Consider the following 18,264-nt stretch of genomic DNA (forward strand, 5'->3'; position numbering starts at 1 on the left):
GGTCTGAAAATCACCCGTCACGCCCCTCTCCGCACCCACCCCCTCCACCGCCCCCTCCCGCAGCGCGTCCCTCTCGCCTGGGTCGGGTGAGGGGGGAGGGGGGTGGTGGGGGTGGGTGGGGTGGTGCTGGGGGGTGGGTTGGTGGGGGTTCGGGATACTGGGGGTATGAGGCTGACCGAGTTCTGGCGACGGATGTATGCGCACTTCGGGGAGGGGTACGCGGAGTCGTTCGCGGCGGATCATGTGATGAGTGAGTTGGGTGGGCGGACGGTGCGCCAGGCGTTGGAGGCGGGGTGGGAGGCCAAGGACGTGTGGCGGGTGGTGTGTGAGACCCAGGGGGTTTCGGCGCAGTTGCGCTGACGGGTGGTGGGACAGACTGTCGGGGTGACTACGAGCGGAGAGCAGAGGGGCCGGGGCGAACCGGTGCGGGGTGGCGAGGGGGAGCGGTCGTGGGGTGGGATGCCGCCCTGGTTGCCGCGGGCGATGGTGCTGTTCCTGGTGCTGGTGGGGGTGTTCCAGCTCGCGGACTGGGCGTTCCGGCAGTTGATCGACCTGTTCGTGATGCTGCTGGTGGCGTTCTTCCTGTCGTTGGCGCTGGAGCCGGCGGTGGACCGGATGGCGGCGCGGGGGGTGCGCCGGGGGGTGGGGACCTTCCTGGTGTTCGTCGCGGTCGGGGTCGCGGTGGTGGGGTTCCTGGCGGCGCTGGGCACCTTGTTGGTGGATCAGGTGGCGAAGATCGCGGGGGACCTGCCGCACCTGGTGGACAACCTGATCGGCTGGGTCAACCGGACGTTCCACCAGGAGCTGTCGCTGGGGGAGCTGCAGAAGCGGCTGTTGAAGGACTCGGGGACGCTGGAGAACTACGTCCAGCAGGCCGCCGACAACGTCTGGGGGGTGTCCTCCACCCTGCTCGGGGGGCTGTTCCAGGCCTTCACGGTGGGGCTGTTCACGTTCTACTTCACCGCCGAGGGGCCGCGGGTCCGCCGGACGGTCTGTTCGCTGCTGCCGCCCGCCAAGCAGGGCGAGGTGCTGCGGGCCTGGGAGATCGCGCTGGCCAAGACCGGCGGCTACCTGTACTCGCGGGCGGTGCTGGCGGTGGTGTCGGCGGCCGGGCACTGGGTGATGTTCGCGCTGATCGACCTGCCGTACTCGGTGGCGCTGGCGATCTGGGTGGGCGTCATGTCGCAGTTCGTGCCGACCATCGGGACGTACCTGGCGGGTGCGCTGCCGGTGCTGGTGGCGCTCACCGTGGAGCCGGTGGACGCGCTGTGGGTGCTGGTGTTCACGGTGGTCTACCAGCAGGTCGAGAACTACGTGCTGCACCCGAGGATCACCGCCCGGACGGTGGACGTGCACCCGGCGGTGGCCTTCGGGGCGGTGATCGCGGGGGCGGCGCTGCTGGGCGCGGTGGGCGCGCTGATCGCGATCCCGGCGGCGGCGACCCTGCAGGGCTTCGTCGGGACGTACGTGCGGCGGTACGAGGTGGCCACCGACCCGCGGATCGACCGGGGGGAGCAGCGGCGGGCCCGGCGGGAGCTGCGCCGGGAGGCGGCGCGGCGGCTGCGGCGGATGGTCGGCGGCGACGGGGGATGACGGTCGGCGGGGCGGGTGGTCGGGAGGGATCCGGCGGCCCGCCCCGCGGTGTGTTCGGATCTGCCGGGGCTTGAATCGAACAGATGTTCCTTTGTACTCTCCGGCGTGGAGTTTTCCACAGGGCGAGCCGGGTGGGGCTCGTTTGTCAGTGGGACGCGCTAGCGTCGAGGACGATGAAGCGCACAGCACAGAACCCGAGGGAAAAAGCCATGGCAGGTACGGACAAGGAGAAGGCCCTCGAGGCCGCGCTCGCCCAGATCGAGCGGCAGTTCGGCAAGGGCTCGGTGATGCGCCTCGGTGAGAAGGCCAACGAGCCGGTCGAGGTGATCTCCACCGGGTCGACGGCCCTGGACGTCGCCCTCGGTGTCGGCGGCATCCCGCGCGGCCGGGTGGTCGAGATCTACGGCCCCGAGTCCTCCGGTAAGACCACCCTGACGCTGCACCTGGCCGCCAACGCCCAGCGGGCCGGCGGCACGGTCGCCTTCGTCGACGCGGAGCACGCGCTCGACCCGGAGTACGCCAAGAAGCTCGGCGTGGACACCGACGCCCTGCTGGTCAGCCAGCCGGACACCGGTGAGCAGGCCCTGGAGATCACCGACATGCTGATCCGCTCCGGCGCGATCGACCTGGTGATCATCGACTCGGTCGCGGCCCTCGTCCCGCGCGCCGAGATCGAGGGCGAGATGGGCGACTCGCACGTCGGTCTGCAGGCCCGTCTGATGAGCCAGGCGCTGCGCAAGATCGCCGGTGCGCTGAACCAGTCGAACACCACCGCGATCTTCATCAACCAGCTGCGCGAGAAGATCGGCGTCATGTTCGGCTCGCCGGAGACCACGACCGGTGGCCGGGCGTTGAAGTTCTACGCCTCGGTTCGGCTGGACATCCGCCGCATCGAGACCCTCAAGGACGGCACCGAGGCGGTCGGCAACCGCACCCGCGTCAAGGTCGTCAAGAACAAGGTCGCCGCGCCGTTCAAGCAGGCCGAGTTCGACATCCTCTACGGCATCGGCATCAGCCGCGAGGGCGGCCTGATCGACATGGGCGTCGAGCACGGCTTCATCCGCAAGTCCGGCGCCTGGTACACCTACGAGGGCGACCAGCTGGGCCAGGGCAAGGAGAACGCCCGTAACTTCCTGCGGGACAACCCGCAGCTCGCCGACGAGATCGAGCGGAAGATCAAGGGCAAGCTCGGCATCGGCCCGAAGACCGAGGAGCCGGCCGAGGGTGAGCCGGAGACCGCGGCTGCCGACGGCGCGGCCAAGCCGATCACCGCGACCGCCGCCAAGACGGCCGCGGCGAAGAAGACGGCGGCTGCCAAGGCCTGAGCCGTTGATGCAGTACGACATGGTGGGCGGCGGCCCGGCGGACCCCGAGGGCGACGACTTCGGCCCGCCGGACTGGTTCGCTGCGGTCGCCGAGGAGCCCGAGCCGGAGTTCGACCGGGCTCCGGTCCGGGCGGTGCGCGGCCCGGAGCCGGCGGAGCCCTCGGTCGAGGCGCTCGGGCTGGTCGCCGCCTCCGAGCTGCCCACCGGCCGGCGCCGGCGCCGCTCGGCGTTGGCGGCCGAGGAGTCGGGTGCTGCCGGCGAGTGGCGTGGGGCCGGGGCGGCCGGTCACGGGGGTGCGGCCGCCCCGCCCGCCCGCTCGCGCCGGGCCCGGCGCGGCGAACGCTCCGACCAGGGCCTGCCGGCGGAGGAGAAGGGCACCGCCCGCGGCTCCCGCAAGCGGGCCGAGGAGCAGACCGATCCGGAGACCCGCGCCCGGGACATCTGCCTGCGACTGCTCACCGGCGCCGCCAAGAGCCGCAAGCAACTCGCCGACGCGCTGCGCAAGCGGGAGATCCCGGAGGACGTCGCCGAGCAGGTGCTCACCCGGCTGGAAGAGGTCGGGCTGATCGACGACGCGGCCTTCGCCGCGGCCTGGGTGGAGTCCCGGCACGCCGTCCGGGGCCTGTCCCGGCGGGCGCTGGCCCAGGAGCTGCGGACCAAGGGCGTCGCCGCCGACCTGGTCGAGCAGGCCCTCGTCCAGGTCGACCACGACGACGAGACGGACGCGGCCCGGGCGCTGGTCGAGCGCAAGCTGCGGTCCACCCGCGGCTTGGACCCGCAGGTCCGCACCCGGCGGCTGGTCGGCGTGCTGGCCCGGCGCGGCTACTCCGAGGGCCTGGCCTTCCGGGTGGTGCGCGCCGCGCTGGAGGAGGAGGCCGCAGAGCCGGCGGGACCCGAGTGGGAGTAGCGGCGGTTCGCTCTCTTGGCCCGGACCAGGCCGAGTCTTGACCCTTTCGTGACCCGCACCTAGCCTCGCACGCATGAGGATCTCGGCGGGCACCGCTATCGGTGGCTCCCTGGTGCCGATCGTCGGGTCGGCCGTCGCCGTCCTGCTGGTGGTCGCGGTGCTGGTCGTCCTGGTGGTCAGGCGCGCACAGGCCGCCCGGCGGCAGGTGCTGGCCGAGGGGGAGCGCCGCCGGGCCGAACTCGCCCGGCGCGAGGATGACTTGGCCGAGGAGCTCCGTCGGCTGCGCCGGCGCGAGGACGAACTGGCCGCGCGCTCGGCCGAGTTGGAGCGCGCACGGGGCGAGGTCGAGGCGCTCGCGGCCCGCCGGGCGGCGGCCCTGGAGCACGCCGCCGGGCTCTCCGCCGAGCAGGCGCACGCCCAACTGCTGCGCGAGGCCGAGGAGTCGGCCCGGCGGGAGGCGGCCGTCACGGTCCGGGAGATCGAGCGCGGGGCCAAGGAGGAGGGCGAGCGCCGGGCCCGGTCCATCCTGGCCGGGGCGATCCAGCGGCTGGCCTCGGAACAGACCGCGGAGAGCGCCGTCACCGTCCTCCGGCTGCCGGGCGAGGAGATGAAGGGCCGGATCATCGGCCGCGAGGGCCGCAACATCCGCGCCTTCGAGGCGGTCACCGGCGTCAATCTGATCATCGACGACACCCCGGCCTCGGTGCAGCTGTCCTGCTTCGACCCGGTCCGCCGGGAGGCCGCCCGGCTCACCCTGGAGCAGCTGGTCGAGGACGGCCGGATCCAGCCGAGCCGGATCGAGCACGTCCACGAGCGCAGCCGGGCGGAGGTCGAGCAGCGCTGCGTCCGGGCCGGCGAGGACGCCCTGCTGGACGCCCGGATCGGCGGACTCCACCCCGAACTCGTCCGCACCCTGGGCTCCCTGCGCTACCGCGCCTCCTACGGGCAGAACGTGCTCGGCCACCTGCTGGAGTCCGCGCACCTGGCCGGGATGATGGCCGCCGAGCTGGGGGTGGACCCGGAGCCGGTGCGCCGGGCGGCGCTGCTGCACGACATCGGCAAGGCGCTCACCCACGAGGTCGAGGGCAGCCACGCGGCGGTCGGCGCGGACTTCGCCCGGCGGCACGGGGAGTCCCCCGAGGTGGTGCACGCGATCGCCGCCCACCACGGCGAGGTGGAGCCCCGCACGGTGACCGCCGTGCTGACCCAGGCCGCGGACGCCTGCTCGGGCGGACGGCCGGGGGCGCGCAAGGAGTCGCTGGAGCTGTACGTACGGCGGCTGGCCCGGCTGGAGGAGATCGCCCGTTCGCACGCCGGGGTGGCCGAGGTGTACGCGATGCAGGCCGGGCGCGAGGTGCGGGTGATGGTCCGGCCGGACACGGTGGACGACCTCGGGGCGGAGCTGATCGCCCGGGAGGTGGCCCGGCAGGTCTCGGCGGAGCTGACCTACCCGGGCCAGATCCGGGTGACGGTGGTCCGGGAGAGCCGGGCCACGGCGGTGGCCGGTTAGCTGGCCGAGTCGACCTGCTGGGGTTCGGGCTCCGGTGCCGTCCCGGGCTGGGGTTCGGGCTCGGGCTCGGGCGGGCCGGCGATCGGGGCCGGGCCGCCGCGGGCGCGGTCGGCGAGGGCCAGGAGGTCCTCGGCGGCGGCGCCCTGGGTGACGCCGACCAGGTGCCCGTCCGGACGGATCAGCAGGACGGTGTGCGGCCCGGCGCCCGGGTACTCCTCGGTGACCAGCACCTCGGCGGGCACCGGCAGCGCGGCGGCGACCTCGGCGAGCCGGGGCATCAGGCCGGCGCCCAGCCAGTGCTCGGTCGACCAGACGGCGGTGCCGGGGGCGACCAGCAGCAGCAGGAAGGTGGCGCCCAGCCGGGAGTGCAGGTGGTCCGGGGTGCCGTCGGCGGCCAGTACCGGGAGGTCCGGGACGAGTACGCCGGGGGCGGTGGCGGGCAGCAGTTCGCTGAGCGAGGTGGTGCTGCGGGCGCCGCGCTGGACCGGGACCCTCCCGGGGACGCCGGAGGGCGCCGCCGGGTAGGCGGGGGCGCCGCCGAAGCGGCCGGTGCCCAGCTGGCCGTCGGCGAGCATCGGGGCGTGCTTGCGGAAGCCGCCGACCAGCAGCGAGCGGCGGGTCTGCTGCCAGCCGCGCAGCGGGCGCAGCAGCGGCATCGCCTGGTCGACGGCGCGCAGCCGGGCGCCGACCGCGCCGCGCCGTTCGGCCTCGTAGCCGTCCAGCAGCGAGCCGCCGGGCTGGGGGCCGCCGGAGTGGAGGTGCCAGGCGAGGGCGAGCCGCCAGGCGAGGTTGTCGGCGTCGCGCAGCCCGTCGGCGAGGTTCTGCATGCCGAGGGCGCCGTGCAGGTGGGCGGCGTCGCCGGCGAGGAAGCAGCGGCCGTTGCGGAAGCGGGCGGCGAGGCGCTGCTGGGCGGTGTGGTCGGCGGCGGCGAGCAGCTCGTAGCGGGGGAGTTCGCCGCACCAGCCGGTGAGGGTGGCGGTGACCCGGGTGAGCAGGGTGTCGCCGGTGACGATGCCGGGCCAGGTGGCGTGCGGGTCGACCTGTTCGGTGGGGGCGGGGCGGCCGGGGGGCAGGCGCCAGTCGATCCGCCAGACGCCGTCGGGCAGCGGGCGGGCGGTGGCCTCGCGGTCGCCGCGCCACGGGGGTTCGCGGTGCAGCCGGGCGCCGTCGAAGGGCAGGTCGACCCGGACGGTGGCGATGGCGTTGCGGTCGACCGCGGGGCGGCCGGGGAAGCGGATCTTCAACAGCTTGCGGACGGCGGACCGGGCGCCGTCGCAGCCGACCAGGTGGCTGCCGCGCCACCAGGTGCTGGAGCCGTCCTGGGTGCCGTGGGTGCGGACGCTGACCCCGTCGCGGTCCTGTTCGAGTTCGACCACCCGGTTCAGCGGGACCAGCCGGACCAGCGGGGTGCCGGTCAGGGCGTCCCGCAGGCCGCGCTGGAGGCGGTGCTGGGGGAGGTGGAAGGTGGGCGAGTCGGTGAGGTCGATCCGCAGCACCTCCTGACGGCGGCGCCAGACCGCGAAGGAGTCCCACAGGGCCGAGTCGGAGACGGCCCGGGAGTAGCCGATCCGGGTCAGGAAGGCGGTGGAGTCGGCGCCGAGGACGACGCTGCGGGGCCCCTCCGGGCAGAGCCCGGAGCCCTCGTCCAGGACGACGGTCGGCACCTCGTGCCGGGCCAGCGCGAGGGCCAGGGCCAGACCGACCGGTCCGGCCCCGACCACGATCACCGGATCCATGCGGGGACCTCCGGGGACGAACCGGCCCATGGGCCGGCGTCAGTTACCGCTGCCGCATATGCCGCGTGGATGCTCCCGGGAGGTGTCACGAAGAGCAATGCAACAGTTCGCCTGGGTGTCCGTCAAGCAGCAGATGAAGTGCGCCGGTTCGCGCCGCGGCGGCCACGTGCTTCGATCCACCGCGCGAGCGCGGTCAACAGGAGGCACAGGACGATGTAGATCGGGGCGATCACCAGGACCACGGGGATGTAGGGGAAGCCCGCGGCGTTCATCGGCTGGCTGGCGATCTTCTTGCCCATGAACAGCAGCTCGTTGTACGTGATGATGTAGCCCAGAGAGGTGTCCTTGAGGGTGACGACCAGCTGGCCGATCATCGACGGCAGCATCGAGCGGACGGCCTGCGGCACCAGGATGCCGGACATCACCTGGGTCTTGCGCATCCCGAGGGCGTACGCCGCCTCGCTCTGGCCGCGCGGTACGGCGTTGACGCCGCTGCGGATGATCTCCGCCTGGACCGCGCCGTTGTACAGGGTGAGACCGAGCACCAGGGCCCACATCGGGTCCTTGGCGAAGAACGCGTAGTAGAGCGCGACGATCAGGATCAGCAGCGGCATCGCCCGGAAGAACTGGACGATCGAGGTGCAGGTCCAGCGGACCGGCTTGTGGTCGGACAGCTGTCCGGCGGCCAGCAGCGCGCCCAGGCTGAGCGAGAGGGCGGCCGCCAGGCCGAAGGCCTTGAGGGTGGACAGCAGGCCGTCCACGATCATCTGCTGGACGAAGGTGTACTGGAACGGGTCCCACAGGTCGGCGTCGAACTGGCCGTTGTCGGCGAGCGTGGAGACCACGTACCAGAGCAGGCCGGCGATGGCGACCGCCCCGAGGGCGCCGAACAGGCGGTAGCGGGCCCGGGCCCGGGGGCCGGGGGTGTCGTAGAGGACGCTCGCCGAAGCCTGGCGCTGGAACAGACTCATCGGGCCACCGCCAGTCGGGATTCCAGGAAGCGGAAGAACGAGGCGACCGTCGCGCTGATCAGCAGGTAGGCGCAGGCCACCCAGAAGAAGATCGCGAAGATCGAGTAGCCGCGCTCGGAGAAGGTCTGCTGGGCGCTGTACAGCTCACCGACGCTGAACGCGCCGGCGATCGCCGAGTTCCTCGGCAGGGCGATGAACACGCTGCTCATCGGGGCCAGCACGGTCCGGGCGGCCTGCGGCAGGACGACCAGGGTGAGGGTCTGGGCGAAGCTCATGCCGAGGCTGCGGGCGGCCTCCGCCTGGCCGAGCGGCACGGTGTTGATGCCGGAGCGGATCACCTCGCAGACGAACGAGGCGGTGTACCCGCCGAGCGCCACCACCGCGAAGGTGAGGTGGCTGAAGTGCACGCCCAGCGGCGGCAGGCCGAAGGTGACGGCGAAGAACAGCAGGGTCAGCGGGGTGTTGCGGAACAGCGTCACCCAGGTCGTGCCGAAGGCGCGCAGGACCGGCACCGGGGAGACCCGGAAGGCCGCCAGCAGGGTGCCCAGCAGCAGGGCGAGCAGGGCGCTGAGCGCGCTCAGCTCGATCGTCTGCAGGAAGCCGTCGCGGAACAACGCGAAGTTGTCCTGCTCGAACAGGAACCCCATCCGGCGGCCCTCCTCTCACAGATGGTCGGATCGGTTGGTCGGGGCCGGTCCCCCGGGGAGGCGGGGGACCGGGGGAGGATCAGTAGCGGTCGAGGGTGGGGACGGCGGGCGCGGCCGAGCCGGACGCACCGAGGGTGGCGTCGTAGGCCTTCTTCCAGTCGCCGTTGTCCTCGTGGGCCTTGAGGGCGTCGCTGATCGCGTCCCGCAGCGCCTTGTCGTCCTTGTTCAGGCCGACGCCGTAGTTCTCCTTGGTGAAGGGCTTGCCGACGACCTTGAGCTTGGGGGCGTACTTGGAGGCGTAGCCGTTGAGGATCGCGTCGTCGGTGGTGACCGCGTCGACCTCGCCGTTGAGCAGCTTCTCGACGCAGGCCGAGTAGGTGTCGAACTGGGTGATCTTCGGGCTGTACTGCTGGATGTTCTTGATCGAGGTCGAGCCGGTGGCGGTGCAGACGTTCTTGCCGCTGATGCTCTCCGGGCCGGTGATCGAGGTGTTGTCCTTCTTCACCAGGAAGTCCTGGCCGGCGATGTAGTACGGGCCGGCGAAGGAGACCGTCTTCTTGCGCTCGTCGTTGATGCTGTAGGTGCCGACGTAGAAGTCGATCTGGCCCTTGGCGATGGCCGGCTCGCGCTGCGAGGAGACCAGCGTCTGCCACTTGATCTGCTGCGGGGTGAAGCCGAGGTCGGCGGCGACCATCTTGGCGATCTCGATGTCGAAGCCGCTGCGGTCGCCGCTGGCGACGTCCTCCCAGCCGAGGTTCGGCTGGTCGGCCTTGGCGCCGATGATCAGCTGGCCGCGCTTCTTGGCCTCGGCCAGGACCGGGGAGTCGACCTTGACGTCGGTCTTGACCGTGTAGGTCGGCAGCGCCGGGGCGTTGCTGGCGCTCGCCGCGTTGGAGGAGGAGGCGGGGGTGCCGTCCTTGCCGCAGGCGGCGGTGGCGGTGAGCGCGACGGCACAGAGCGCCACGGCGAGGGTGCGGGAAGTCCTCATGAGGGTTGATCTCCTGGGGCTGGGCCACGGCGTCGACCGGGCTCTGGCGTCTGGAAGTTGGTGCACGTGCGGGGTCGGCCGGCGTCCTTTGCCGGCGGCGGCCCCGGTGGTCTCGGAGGTGTCCCGACCGGTCCCGGCCGTTCCGGCCGGGGGCCGGGCGTCAGTGGTGGAGGATCTTGGAGAGGAAGTCCTTGGCGCGGTCGGAGCGCGGCGCGGTGAAGAAGGCGTCCGGGGTGTTCTGCTCGACGATCTTCCCGTCGGCCATGAACAGCACCCGGTTGGCGGCGGAGCGGGCGAAGCCCATCTCGTGGGTGACCACGACCATGGTCATGCCGTCGGCGGCCAGCTGGCGCATGACCTCCAGCACCTCGTTGACCATCTCCGGGTCGAGCGCCGAGGTCGGCTCGTCGAAGAGCATCACCTTCGGCTTCATCGCCAGCGCCCGGGCGATCGCCACGCGCTGCTGCTGACCGCCGGAGAGCTGGGCCGGGAACTTGTCCGCCTGGGCCCCGACGCCGACCCGGTCGAGCAGCTCGCGGGCGGTCTTCTCGGCGTGCCCGCGGAGCACCTTGCGCACCTTGACCTGCGCCAGGACGACGTTCTCCAGCACGGTCTTGTGCGCGAACAGGTTGAAGCTCTGGAAGACCATGCCGACCTCGGCGCGCAGCCGCGCCAGCTCCCGGCCCTCGGCGGGCAGCGGGCGGCCGGACAGGGTGATCTCCCCGGAGTCGATGGTCTCCAGCCGGTTGATCGTCCGGCAGAGCGTGGACTTGCCCGACCCGGACGGGCCGATCAGCACCACGACCTCGCCCTGGCGGATCTCCAGGTCGATGTCCTGGAGCACGTGCAGCGCGCCGTAGTGCTTGTTGACCTTGTTCAGCACAACCAGCGGGGCGGCTGCGGGGGTGGAGTCCTCGACCGGGCTCTCGGACATCGCGCCTGCTCCCTAAACTGTGTCGAACCGGGGTAAACCCTGCCTGCCCCGGAAGTTCCAACTCCCTTGGGCGGCAATGGTGATAAGAAATCCGGGAGCCGCGACCGGCGGAGCCGCAGCCCCCGGTGGGGCGACCTTAGGAGCGGTGACGGTGCCCCGTCAGCCGATCTGAGCGGAACTTGAGGATCACGAAACGGCCACGCGATCCGTACGCACTGTTCGCGAGTGTGTCGACGGGGCATGTCACAGCGGGGATCCGGGCCGGTGCTCGCCGTCCCCCGCGGGCCCGGTCCGCGGTCGAACCTGGCGCCGGGCGGCACACTGGCCCATACTGCGCAGGACCGGTCCCGGACCGATCGGTCCGGTGATCACAAGGGGGAAGGAGGAGAACAGGATGCGACTGCTGCTCGTCGAGGACGACGAACGGGTGGCCGCGGCACTGGTCGCGGTGCTCGGCCGGCACGGCTTCCAGGTGCGGCACGCCCGCAGCGGGCACGAGGCGCTGGACGCCCTGGTGCCGGACGGCAACGACCCGTACCGCGTCGTACTGCTCGACCTCGGGCTGCCCGACCGCGACGGCTTCGAGGTGTGCAGCCGGATCCGGGCCGGCAGTGGAGTCCCGGTGATCATGGTGACCGCCCGCGCCGACATCCGCTCCCGGATCCACGGTCTCAACCTGGGCGCCGACGACTACGTCACCAAGCCGTACGACATGGGCGAGCTGCTCGCCCGCATCCACGCCGTCGCCCGCCGCGGCGCCCAGCCGTCCTCGGTGGCGGTGCCCGCGCCCGACGCCGTGCCGCAGCAGCGCGGCCCGCTGGAGTCCCGCGGCATCCGGATCGACCGGGAGCGCCGCCGGGTCAGCGTGGACGGCCGCGACGTCCCGCTCACCCGCAAGGAGTTCGACCTGCTGGCGCTGCTCGCCCAGAGCCCCGGCGTGGTCTACCGGCGCGAGCAGATCTTCAGCGAGGTCTGGCGCAGCGGCTGGGAGGGCAACGGCCGCACCCTGGAGGTGCACATCGGCTCGCTGCGCAACAAGCTGGCGCTGCCCGGCCTGGTCGAGGCCGTGCGCGGCGTCGGCTACCGGCTGATCCCCGACTCCCCGGCCTCCCCCGCGACCGACCGGACCCCGGCCTCCCCCGCGGAGCACTGACCGCACGTGCGCACCCGCCTGCTCGGCATCCTGATCGCCCTCATGCTCTGCGTCCTGGCCGCCCTGGGGCTGCCGCTCGCGGCGGCGTTCGCGGCGGCCGAGCAGAGCAGGGTGGTGGTCGACCGGCTCGACGACGCCGCCCGCTTCGCCCAGGACCTGCCCACCTCCGGCGCCTCCCTGGACTCCGCCCGCAAGGGCGACCCGGAGCCCGCCCCCGGCGACCTCAGCCGGCGGCACGCGATCGTCACCGAGGTCCAGCGCTACTACGACCTGTACGGCGTCCGGCTCGGCATCTTCCAGCGCGACGGCACGTCGATAGCGGTCGCGCCCGGCGACTGGGGGGTCCCCGCCGTCGGCTGGGGCGCCCAGGCCTTCCAGGAGGCGCTGGACGGGCGGCGCAGCCACAACCCGCCGCAGGTCTGGCCGTGGACCGAGGACCGGACGATCACCGTCGCCGCCCCCGTGGTGCGCGACGGCGACGTGGTCGCGGTGGTGCTGAGCGAGTCGCCGACCGGGGCGCTGCGGGCCCGGGTGCTGCACAAGTGGCTGGTGCTGGCGGGCGGCGAGGCGGCCGCGATGGCGGTCGCCGTGCTGCTGGCCGTCCGGCTCACCGAGTGGGTGCTGCGGCCCGTCCGCACCCTCGACCGGGCCACCCACGACATCGCCACCGGCCAGATGGCCGCCCGGGTCGCGCCCGGCGGCGGGCCGCCCGAACTCCAGCGGCTGGCACGCTCGTTCAACGAGATGGCGGACCACGTGGTGCACGCCATGGACCAGCAGAAGGCCTTCGTCGCGGACGCCTCGCACCAGCTGCGCAACCCGCTCTCGGCCCTGCTGCTGCGGGTCGAGGTGCTCGGCCTGGAGCTGCCCGAGGGGCACGAGGAGGAGCTCAGCGGCGTCCGGGAGGAGGGCTCCCGGCTGGCCCGGGTGCTGGACGACCTGCTCGGGCTGGCCACCGCCGAGCACGCCCGCCCCGAACCCGAGCAGACCGATCTCGCCCAGCTGACCCTCGCCCGGGTGGACGGCTGGCGGCCGGTCGCCGAGCAGCGCGGGATCGAGCTGCGCTGGGACGGCCCGGCACTGGCGATCGGGATGGCCGACCCGATCGGCTTCGGCTCGGCGCTGGACGCCGTCCTGGACAACGCGCTCAAGTTCGGCCCGGCCGGCAGCCAGGTGCGGCTGCGGGTCGTGGTGCGCCGGGACGAGGTCGCGGTGACCGTCAGCGACGCCGGGCCCGGGCTGACCGAGGACGAGCTCGCCCGGGCCGGGGACCGGTTCTGGCGCAGCGCGCGGCACCAGAACGTGGACGGCTCCGGACTGGGCCTGTCGATCGCCCGCACCCTGCTGGCGGCGGGCGGCGGCTCGCTGGGCTTCGCCCCGGTGCGGCCGACCGGGCTCGCGGTGACGCTGGCGGTGCCGCGGCCGGAACGGCCGTAGGGCCCCGGGCTGCCAGGGCCGCTGCGGCTGCCACGGCCGCTCAAGCTGCTACGGCTGCAACGGCCGTTACGGCTTTACGGAGCGGTAGTAGCGCGCGGCGCCCGTGTGCAGCGGGAGCGGGTCGGTGTAGACCGCGGTGCGCAGGTCGACCAGCTGGGCGGCGTGCACCTGGGCGCCGATCTGGTCCCGGCTGTCGATCACCGCCCTGGTCATCCCCTCGACCAGCCCCGGGTCCACGTCGTCCCGGGTGATCAGCAGGTTGGGCACGGCCATGGTGGCGACGGCGTCCTTGGGCTCGGCGTTCGGGTAGGTGCCCTTGGGCATGGTGGCCGCCCGGTAGGCGGCCACGCCGTCCCCCTCGGCCTTGTGCAGCGCCTCGGAGAGGTCGCCCAGCGGGACGACCCGGATCCTCATGTGGTCGGAGAGGTCGGTGAGCGCGCTGGTCGGCAGGCCGCCGGACCAGAAGAAGGCATCGATCTTGTGGTCGCGCAGCTCGTCCGAGCCGTCGCTGACGCCCCCGGGGACGGGGGTGATGTCGTGGTCCGGGTCCAGGCCCGCCGCGGTCAGCAGCCGCCTGGTGACCAGGTTCACCCCGGACTGCGGCAGGCCGACGCCCACCCGCAGGCCCTTGAGGTCGGCGGTGCGGTGCACCGGCGAGTCGGCCGGGACGATCAGCTGCAGGTAGTCGTCGTACAGCCGGGCGATCGCCCGGAGCCTGCCCTTGCCGGGGCCCTGGTAGGCGGCGACGGCGTCGGCGGTGGCGATGGCGAAGGTGTCCTGCCCGTCGACCACCCGGCGGAGGTTGTCCACCGAGCCCTCGGAGCTGTCCAGGGCCAGCCGCACCCCCGGCATGGTCTGCGAGACGTGGCTCTGCAGCAGCTGCCCGTACCGGTCGTAGACCCCGCGCGGGACGCCGGTCGCGAAGCGGGTCTCCCCGCGCGGGTAGCCGGGCGAGCGGCCCGCCGACAGCCACCAGCCGCCGAACCCGGCCACCAGCAGCACCAGGACCAGCACGGTCCGCCACAGCGGGCTGCGGGCCGCGCGGCGGACGGCGGCGCCGAGGCGTGACGGATCGGTGGGGGTCATGCAGGGATAGTGCCAGGCGCCCGGGCCGAACGGGAGGGGAACGGCCGGTGGAAAGCTCGGGGAGCCGTTCCGCGAAGATCCGGGGAAAGGCGGCCCGCGGCTGCCCGTACCCTGGTCTGGTGAGCGGTGAGAGCGGATTGAAGAGCTACAAGGTCGTCACGCACGGCTGCCAGATGAACGTCCACGACTCCGAGCGGCTGTCCGGCCTGCTGGAGGACGCGGGGTACGTCAAGGCCGGTCCCGAGGGCGACCCGGACCTGGTCGTGTTCAACACCTGCGCGGTGCGCGAGAACGCCGACAACAAGCTGTACGGCAACCTCGGGCAGCTCGCGCCGGTCAAGAGCCGCCACCAGGGCATGCAGATCGCCGTCGGCGGCTGCCTGGCCCAGAAGGACCGCGAGTCCATCGTGAAGCGCGCCCCCTGGGTCGACGTGGTGTTCGGCACCCACAACATCGGGCACCTGCCGGCGCTGCTGGAGCGGGCCGCGGTCGAGCGCAGGGCCCAGGTCGAGATCCTGGAGTCGCTGGAGACCTTCCCCTCCACGCTGCCCACCCGCCGCGAGTCGGCGTACGCGGCCTGGGTCGCGATCTCGGTCGGCTGCAACAACACCTGCACCTTCTGCATCGTCCCGGCGCTGCGCGGCAAGGAGGAGGACCGCCGCCCCGGTGACGTCCTCGCCGAGATCGAGGCGCTGGTCGACGAGGGCGTCATCGAGGTGACCCTGCTCGGCCAGAACGTCAACGCCTACGGCTCCGACCTGGGCGACCGCGAGGCCTTCTCCAAGCTGCTGCGCGCCGCCGGGCAGATCGAGGGCCTGGAGCGGATCCGCTTCACCTCGCCGCACCCGCGCGACTTCACCGACGACGTGATCGCCGCGATGGCCGAGACCCCGAGCGTGATGCACCAGCTGCACATGCCGCTGCAGTCCGGCTCGGACCGCGTCCTCAAGGCGATGCGCCGCTCGTACCGGCAGGACCGGTTCCTCGGGATCATCCGCAAGGTCCGCGAGGCGATGCCGGACGCGGCGATCTCGACCGACATCATCGTCGGCTTCCCCGGCGAGACCGAGGAGGACTTCGAGGAGACGATGCACGTCGTCCGCGAGGCCCGCTTCACCAACGCCTTCACCTTCCAGTACTCCAAGCGCCCCGGCACCCCCGCCGCGGAGATGGCGGACCAGGTGCCCAAGGAGGTCGTCCAGGCCCGCTACGACCGGCTGATCGCCCTTCAGGAGGAGATCTCCTGGGACGAGAACAAGAAGCAGGTCGGCCGCACCCTGGAGATCCTGGTCGCCGAGGGCGAGGGCAAGAAGGACGACCGGACCCAGCGCCTGTCCGGCCGCGCCCCCGACAACCGGCTGGTCCACTTCACCAAGCCGGACGAGCCGGTGCGCCCCGGCGACGTGGTGACCGTCGAGATCACCTACGCCGCCCCGCACCACCTGCTGGCCGAGGGCCCGACCCTCGCGGTGCGCCGCACCCGGGCTGGCGACGCCTGGGAGAAGCGCCAGGCCCAGCCGGCCGGCAAGCCGGCGGGCGTCATGCTCGGCCTGCCGAAGATCGGGGCCCCGGCCGAGCTGCCGCTGGCCGCCCCGGCGGGCGGCGCCTGCTGCGGCGACTGACCCGCGTGCCGTGAGACCGCACGGCCCGGCCCGAGCCCTCCGGCTCCGGCCGGGCCGTTCGGCATTCCGGCTAAGGTGATCCACATGCTGGTAGCCGCCGCCGTGTGCCCCTGTCCGCCGCTGCTCGTCCCCGAGGTCGCCGCCGGGGCCGCACCCGAGCTGGAGGGGCTGCGCGCCGCCTGCGACGAGGCGCTGGCGGCGCTGGTCGCGGCCGGGCCGGAGCTGGTCGTGGTGGTGGGCACCGGGCCGGAGGCCGAGGTGTGGACCGAGGGCGGGGCCGGCTCCTTCCACCGTTACGGGGTGCCGCTGGTCGCCAAGCTGCCCGGCGGGCGGGTCGAGGGGCCGGAGCTGGCGCCCTCGCTGACCGTCGGGGCCTGGCTGCTGGAGCGCGCCGGGGTGACCGTGCCGACGCACGCCTGCGCGGTGCCCGCGGACGCGCCCGTCGACCGGATGCTCGGCCTCGGCCAGGGCCTGGCCGGGCTGGCCGACAAGGTCGCCCTGCTGGTGCTCGGCGACGGCAGCGCCTGCCGCTCGCTCAAGGCCCCCGGCTACCTGGACGAGCGGGCCGAGGGCTTCGACGCCGGCCTGGCCGCCGCCCTTGGCTCGGCCGACGTACCGGCCCTGGCGGCCCTGGACCCGGCGCTGGCCGCCGAGCTCAAGGCCGAGGGGCGGGCGCCCTGGCAGGTGCTGGCCGGTGCGGCCGAGGGCGCCGGCCTCGCCGCGCGGCTGGGCTACCAGGACGCGCCGTACGGGGTCGGGTACTTCGTGGCGTCCTGGTCGTAGCCCCTTCGCCGGTCAGGCCTGCGGGGGCTGTGCCTCGCCGCCCGGCTTCGGCTTGTGGGCGAAGTCCTCCACCGCGCCCTTGGCCTTGTCGGCGCCGTGCTCGATCTTGTCGCTGTACTTGCCCTTGGTGGCCTTGTCGATCGCGCCGCCGGCCTTGTCGACCATGTGCTCGATCTGGTCGCTGTGCTTGCCCGCGAGCTCGCTGGCCTTCTCCTTGAGCTCCTCGGCCTTGCCCTTGAGGTTGTCCATCAGGCCCATGGTGATCTCCTTCGTTCCCTGTCTCCTGCACAACGCACGGGACCGGTCAAGAGTTCGCAAAGCCGGCCCGGTGCGGGGCGGGCCGGAGGCGGTCCGGGGAACAGTCACATCCTCGCGCAGTCGGCGGCGGGCGGCAGCCCGGCCCCGGGTGCCGCGCCGGTTTGGGAGACTGGAGCGGTGAGCAGCTCCCGTGTGATCAGCATCGTCGGCGCGACCGCCGCCGGAAAGTCCGACCTGGCCGTCGCCATCGCCCGCAGCCTCGGCGGCGAGGTGATCAACACCGACTCGATGCAGCTGTACCGGGGGATGGACATCGGCACGGCGAAGCTGACCGTGGCCGAGCGCGGGGGAGTGCCGCACCACCTGCTGGACGTCTGGGACGTCACCGAGGCCGCCAGCGTCGCCGAGTACCAGCGGCTGGCCCGGGCCGAGATCGACCGGCTGCTGGCCGCCGGGCGTACCCCCGTCCTGGTCGGCGGCTCCGGGCTGTACGTCCGGGCCGCGATCGACGAGATGGAGTTCCCCGGCACCGACCCGCAGGTCCGCGCCCGGCTGGAGGCCGAACTGGAGCAGGACGGCCCGTACGCGCTGCACCGGCGGCTGGCCGGGCTGGACCCGGCGGCCGCCGAGGCGATCCTGACCAGCAACGGGCGCCGGATCGTCCGCGCCCTGGAGGTCATCGAGATCACCGGGCAGCCGTTCACCGCCAACCTGCCGAGCAACACCGCGGTCTACGAGGCGGTGCAGATCGGCGTCGCGGTGTCGCGCCCCGAGCTGGACGAGCGGATCACCCTGCGGGTCGACCGGATGTGGGAGGCCGGGCTGCTGGACGAGGTGCGCGCGCTGGAGCGGGTCGGGCTGCGGGAGGGCCGGACCGCCTCCCGGGCGCTCGGCTACCAGCAGGTGCTCGACCACTTCGCCGGGGAGTGCACCGAGGACGAGGCACGGGCCGAGACGGTCCGGGCCACCAAGCGCTTCGCCCGCCGCCAGGAGTCCTGGTTCCGTCGGGACGACCGCATCCACTGGCTCTCCCGGCCGGCCGGGACCGACCCGGTCGAGCTGCTGGAACGGTCCCTGGAACTGATCGACCGTCAGGGAGTTCCGGCCGCATAGGGCCTGTTCCGGCCAATTCGGCGGTGCAGCTGCGCGCGCAGGCGACCGTGCAGGACGAACCGGGGGTCACGGCCCGATCACGTGATGGCCACGGATCACCCGAGGACCCCGGGCAGGGCCCGAACGCCCCCTCTGGACATGCCATCATCGATGCCGTAAGGGTCGGCCCGCGCGGGCCGACCGTGCCCGGCCGCGAGTCCG

Annotated in this window: 17 protein-coding genes; 10 read left to right on the top strand and 7 right to left on the bottom strand. The window is 73.1% G+C overall.

Translation table 11 applies throughout. The annotated features are described in order from the left end of the window. Nucleotides 1-165: 165 nt before the first annotated feature. From AB0F71_RS22970 to rny, 5 genes are all read left to right on the top strand, one after another. Nucleotides 166-360 carry a DUF3046 domain-containing protein gene (locus AB0F71_RS22970; protein WP_360237453.1) on the top strand — a complete coding sequence of 65 codons (195 nt, stop codon included), beginning with the start codon at nt 166-168 and terminating at the stop codon, nt 358-360. A gap of 99 nt (nt 361-459) precedes the next feature. Continuing rightward, entirely contained in the window at nt 460-1,593 is a 1,134-nt protein-coding gene (locus AB0F71_RS22975; protein WP_360237455.1) for an AI-2E family transporter, read from the top strand. A 209-nt stretch (nt 1,594-1,802) separates the two neighbouring features. After that, the gene (recA, locus tag AB0F71_RS22980) at nt 1,803-2,918 is read left to right on the top strand and encodes a recombinase RecA (protein ID WP_360237457.1); all 1,116 of its coding nucleotides are present in this window, start codon (nt 1,803-1,805) and stop codon (nt 2,916-2,918) included. A 7-nt stretch (nt 2,919-2,925) separates the two neighbouring features. After that, on the top strand, nt 2,926-3,825 hold the full coding sequence (locus AB0F71_RS22985) for a regulatory protein RecX (protein ID WP_360237459.1): 900 nt from the start codon (nt 2,926-2,928) through the stop codon (nt 3,823-3,825). A 73-nt stretch (nt 3,826-3,898) separates the two neighbouring features. Further along, nucleotides 3,899-5,335 (top strand): ribonuclease Y, encoded by a 1,437-nt coding sequence (gene rny / locus AB0F71_RS22990; protein WP_360237461.1) that lies wholly within the window; start codon nt 3,899-3,901, stop codon nt 5,333-5,335. Here the strand turns inward: rny and AB0F71_RS22995 are convergent. The 5 genes from AB0F71_RS22995 to AB0F71_RS23015 all read right to left on the bottom strand — a co-directional run bounded on the left by AB0F71_RS22995 (nt 5,332) and on the right by AB0F71_RS23015 (nt 10,611). Beyond that, nucleotides 5,332-7,071: an FAD-dependent monooxygenase gene (locus tag AB0F71_RS22995; RefSeq protein ID WP_360237463.1), complete on the bottom strand. Its 1,740-nt coding sequence runs from the start codon at nt 7,069-7,071 to the stop codon at nt 5,332-5,334. The genes rny and AB0F71_RS22995 overlap by 4 nt on opposite strands. Nucleotides 7,072-7,193: 122 nt before the next feature. Further along, on the bottom strand, nt 7,194-8,042 hold the full coding sequence (locus AB0F71_RS23000) for an amino acid ABC transporter permease (RefSeq protein ID WP_360237465.1): 849 nt from the start codon (nt 8,040-8,042) through the stop codon (nt 7,194-7,196). Further along, nucleotides 8,039-8,689 carry an amino acid ABC transporter permease gene (locus AB0F71_RS23005; protein ID WP_360237467.1) on the bottom strand — a complete coding sequence of 217 codons (651 nt, stop codon included), beginning with the start codon at nt 8,687-8,689 and terminating at the stop codon, nt 8,039-8,041. The genes AB0F71_RS23000 and AB0F71_RS23005 overlap by 4 nt, the downstream gene beginning before the upstream one ends. A 79-nt stretch (nt 8,690-8,768) precedes the next feature. Then, nucleotides 8,769-9,677, bottom strand: coding sequence for a glutamate ABC transporter substrate-binding protein (locus AB0F71_RS23010; RefSeq protein WP_360237469.1), 909 nt, complete (start codon nt 9,675-9,677; stop codon nt 8,769-8,771). A gap of 160 nt (nt 9,678-9,837) precedes the next feature. Continuing rightward, on the bottom strand, nt 9,838-10,611 hold the full coding sequence (locus AB0F71_RS23015) for an amino acid ABC transporter ATP-binding protein (protein WP_360237471.1): 774 nt from the start codon (nt 10,609-10,611) through the stop codon (nt 9,838-9,840). Between the two features lie 394 nt (nt 10,612-11,005). Between AB0F71_RS23015 and AB0F71_RS23020 the strand changes: the two genes are divergently transcribed. Then, nucleotides 11,006-11,764 (top strand): response regulator transcription factor, encoded by a 759-nt coding sequence (locus AB0F71_RS23020; protein ID WP_360237473.1) that lies wholly within the window; start codon nt 11,006-11,008, stop codon nt 11,762-11,764. A 6-nt stretch (nt 11,765-11,770) separates the two neighbouring features. After that, complete coding sequence (locus AB0F71_RS23025; RefSeq protein ID WP_360237475.1) at nt 11,771-13,201, top strand: HAMP domain-containing sensor histidine kinase; 1,431 nt, start codon at nt 11,771-11,773, stop codon at nt 13,199-13,201. A gap of 66 nt (nt 13,202-13,267) precedes the next feature. Here AB0F71_RS23025 and AB0F71_RS23030 read toward each other — a convergent pair whose 3' ends face one another. Then, nucleotides 13,268-14,287 (bottom strand): TAXI family TRAP transporter solute-binding subunit, encoded by a 1,020-nt coding sequence (locus tag AB0F71_RS23030; RefSeq protein ID WP_360237477.1) that lies wholly within the window; start codon nt 14,285-14,287, stop codon nt 13,268-13,270. Nucleotides 14,288-14,406: 119 nt separating this feature from the next. Between AB0F71_RS23030 and miaB the strand changes: the two genes are divergently transcribed. After that, nucleotides 14,407-15,909: a tRNA (N6-isopentenyl adenosine(37)-C2)-methylthiotransferase MiaB gene (gene miaB, locus AB0F71_RS23035; RefSeq protein ID WP_360237479.1), complete on the top strand. Its 1,503-nt coding sequence runs from the start codon at nt 14,407-14,409 to the stop codon at nt 15,907-15,909. Nucleotides 15,910-15,993: 84 nt separating this feature from the next. Further along, entirely contained in the window at nt 15,994-16,692 is a 699-nt protein-coding gene (locus AB0F71_RS23040; RefSeq protein WP_360237481.1) for a hypothetical protein, read from the top strand. A gap of 12 nt (nt 16,693-16,704) precedes the next feature. Here the strand turns inward: AB0F71_RS23040 and AB0F71_RS23045 are convergent, their stop codons facing one another. Further along, a complete protein-coding gene (locus AB0F71_RS23045) occupies nt 16,705-16,950 on the bottom strand; it encodes an antitoxin (protein WP_360237483.1) in 246 nt (81 codons plus the stop codon). Between the two features lie 177 nt (nt 16,951-17,127). Between AB0F71_RS23045 and miaA the strand changes: the two genes are divergently transcribed. Next, nucleotides 17,128-18,063 (top strand): tRNA (adenosine(37)-N6)-dimethylallyltransferase MiaA, encoded by a 936-nt coding sequence (miaA, locus tag AB0F71_RS23050; protein WP_360237485.1) that lies wholly within the window; start codon nt 17,128-17,130, stop codon nt 18,061-18,063. The last annotated feature ends 201 nt before the right edge of the window (nt 18,064-18,264 follow it).

It is taken from the genome of Kitasatospora sp. NPDC028055, from assembly GCF_040637885.1.
Classification (GTDB): domain Bacteria; phylum Actinomycetota; class Actinomycetes; order Streptomycetales; family Streptomycetaceae; genus Kitasatospora.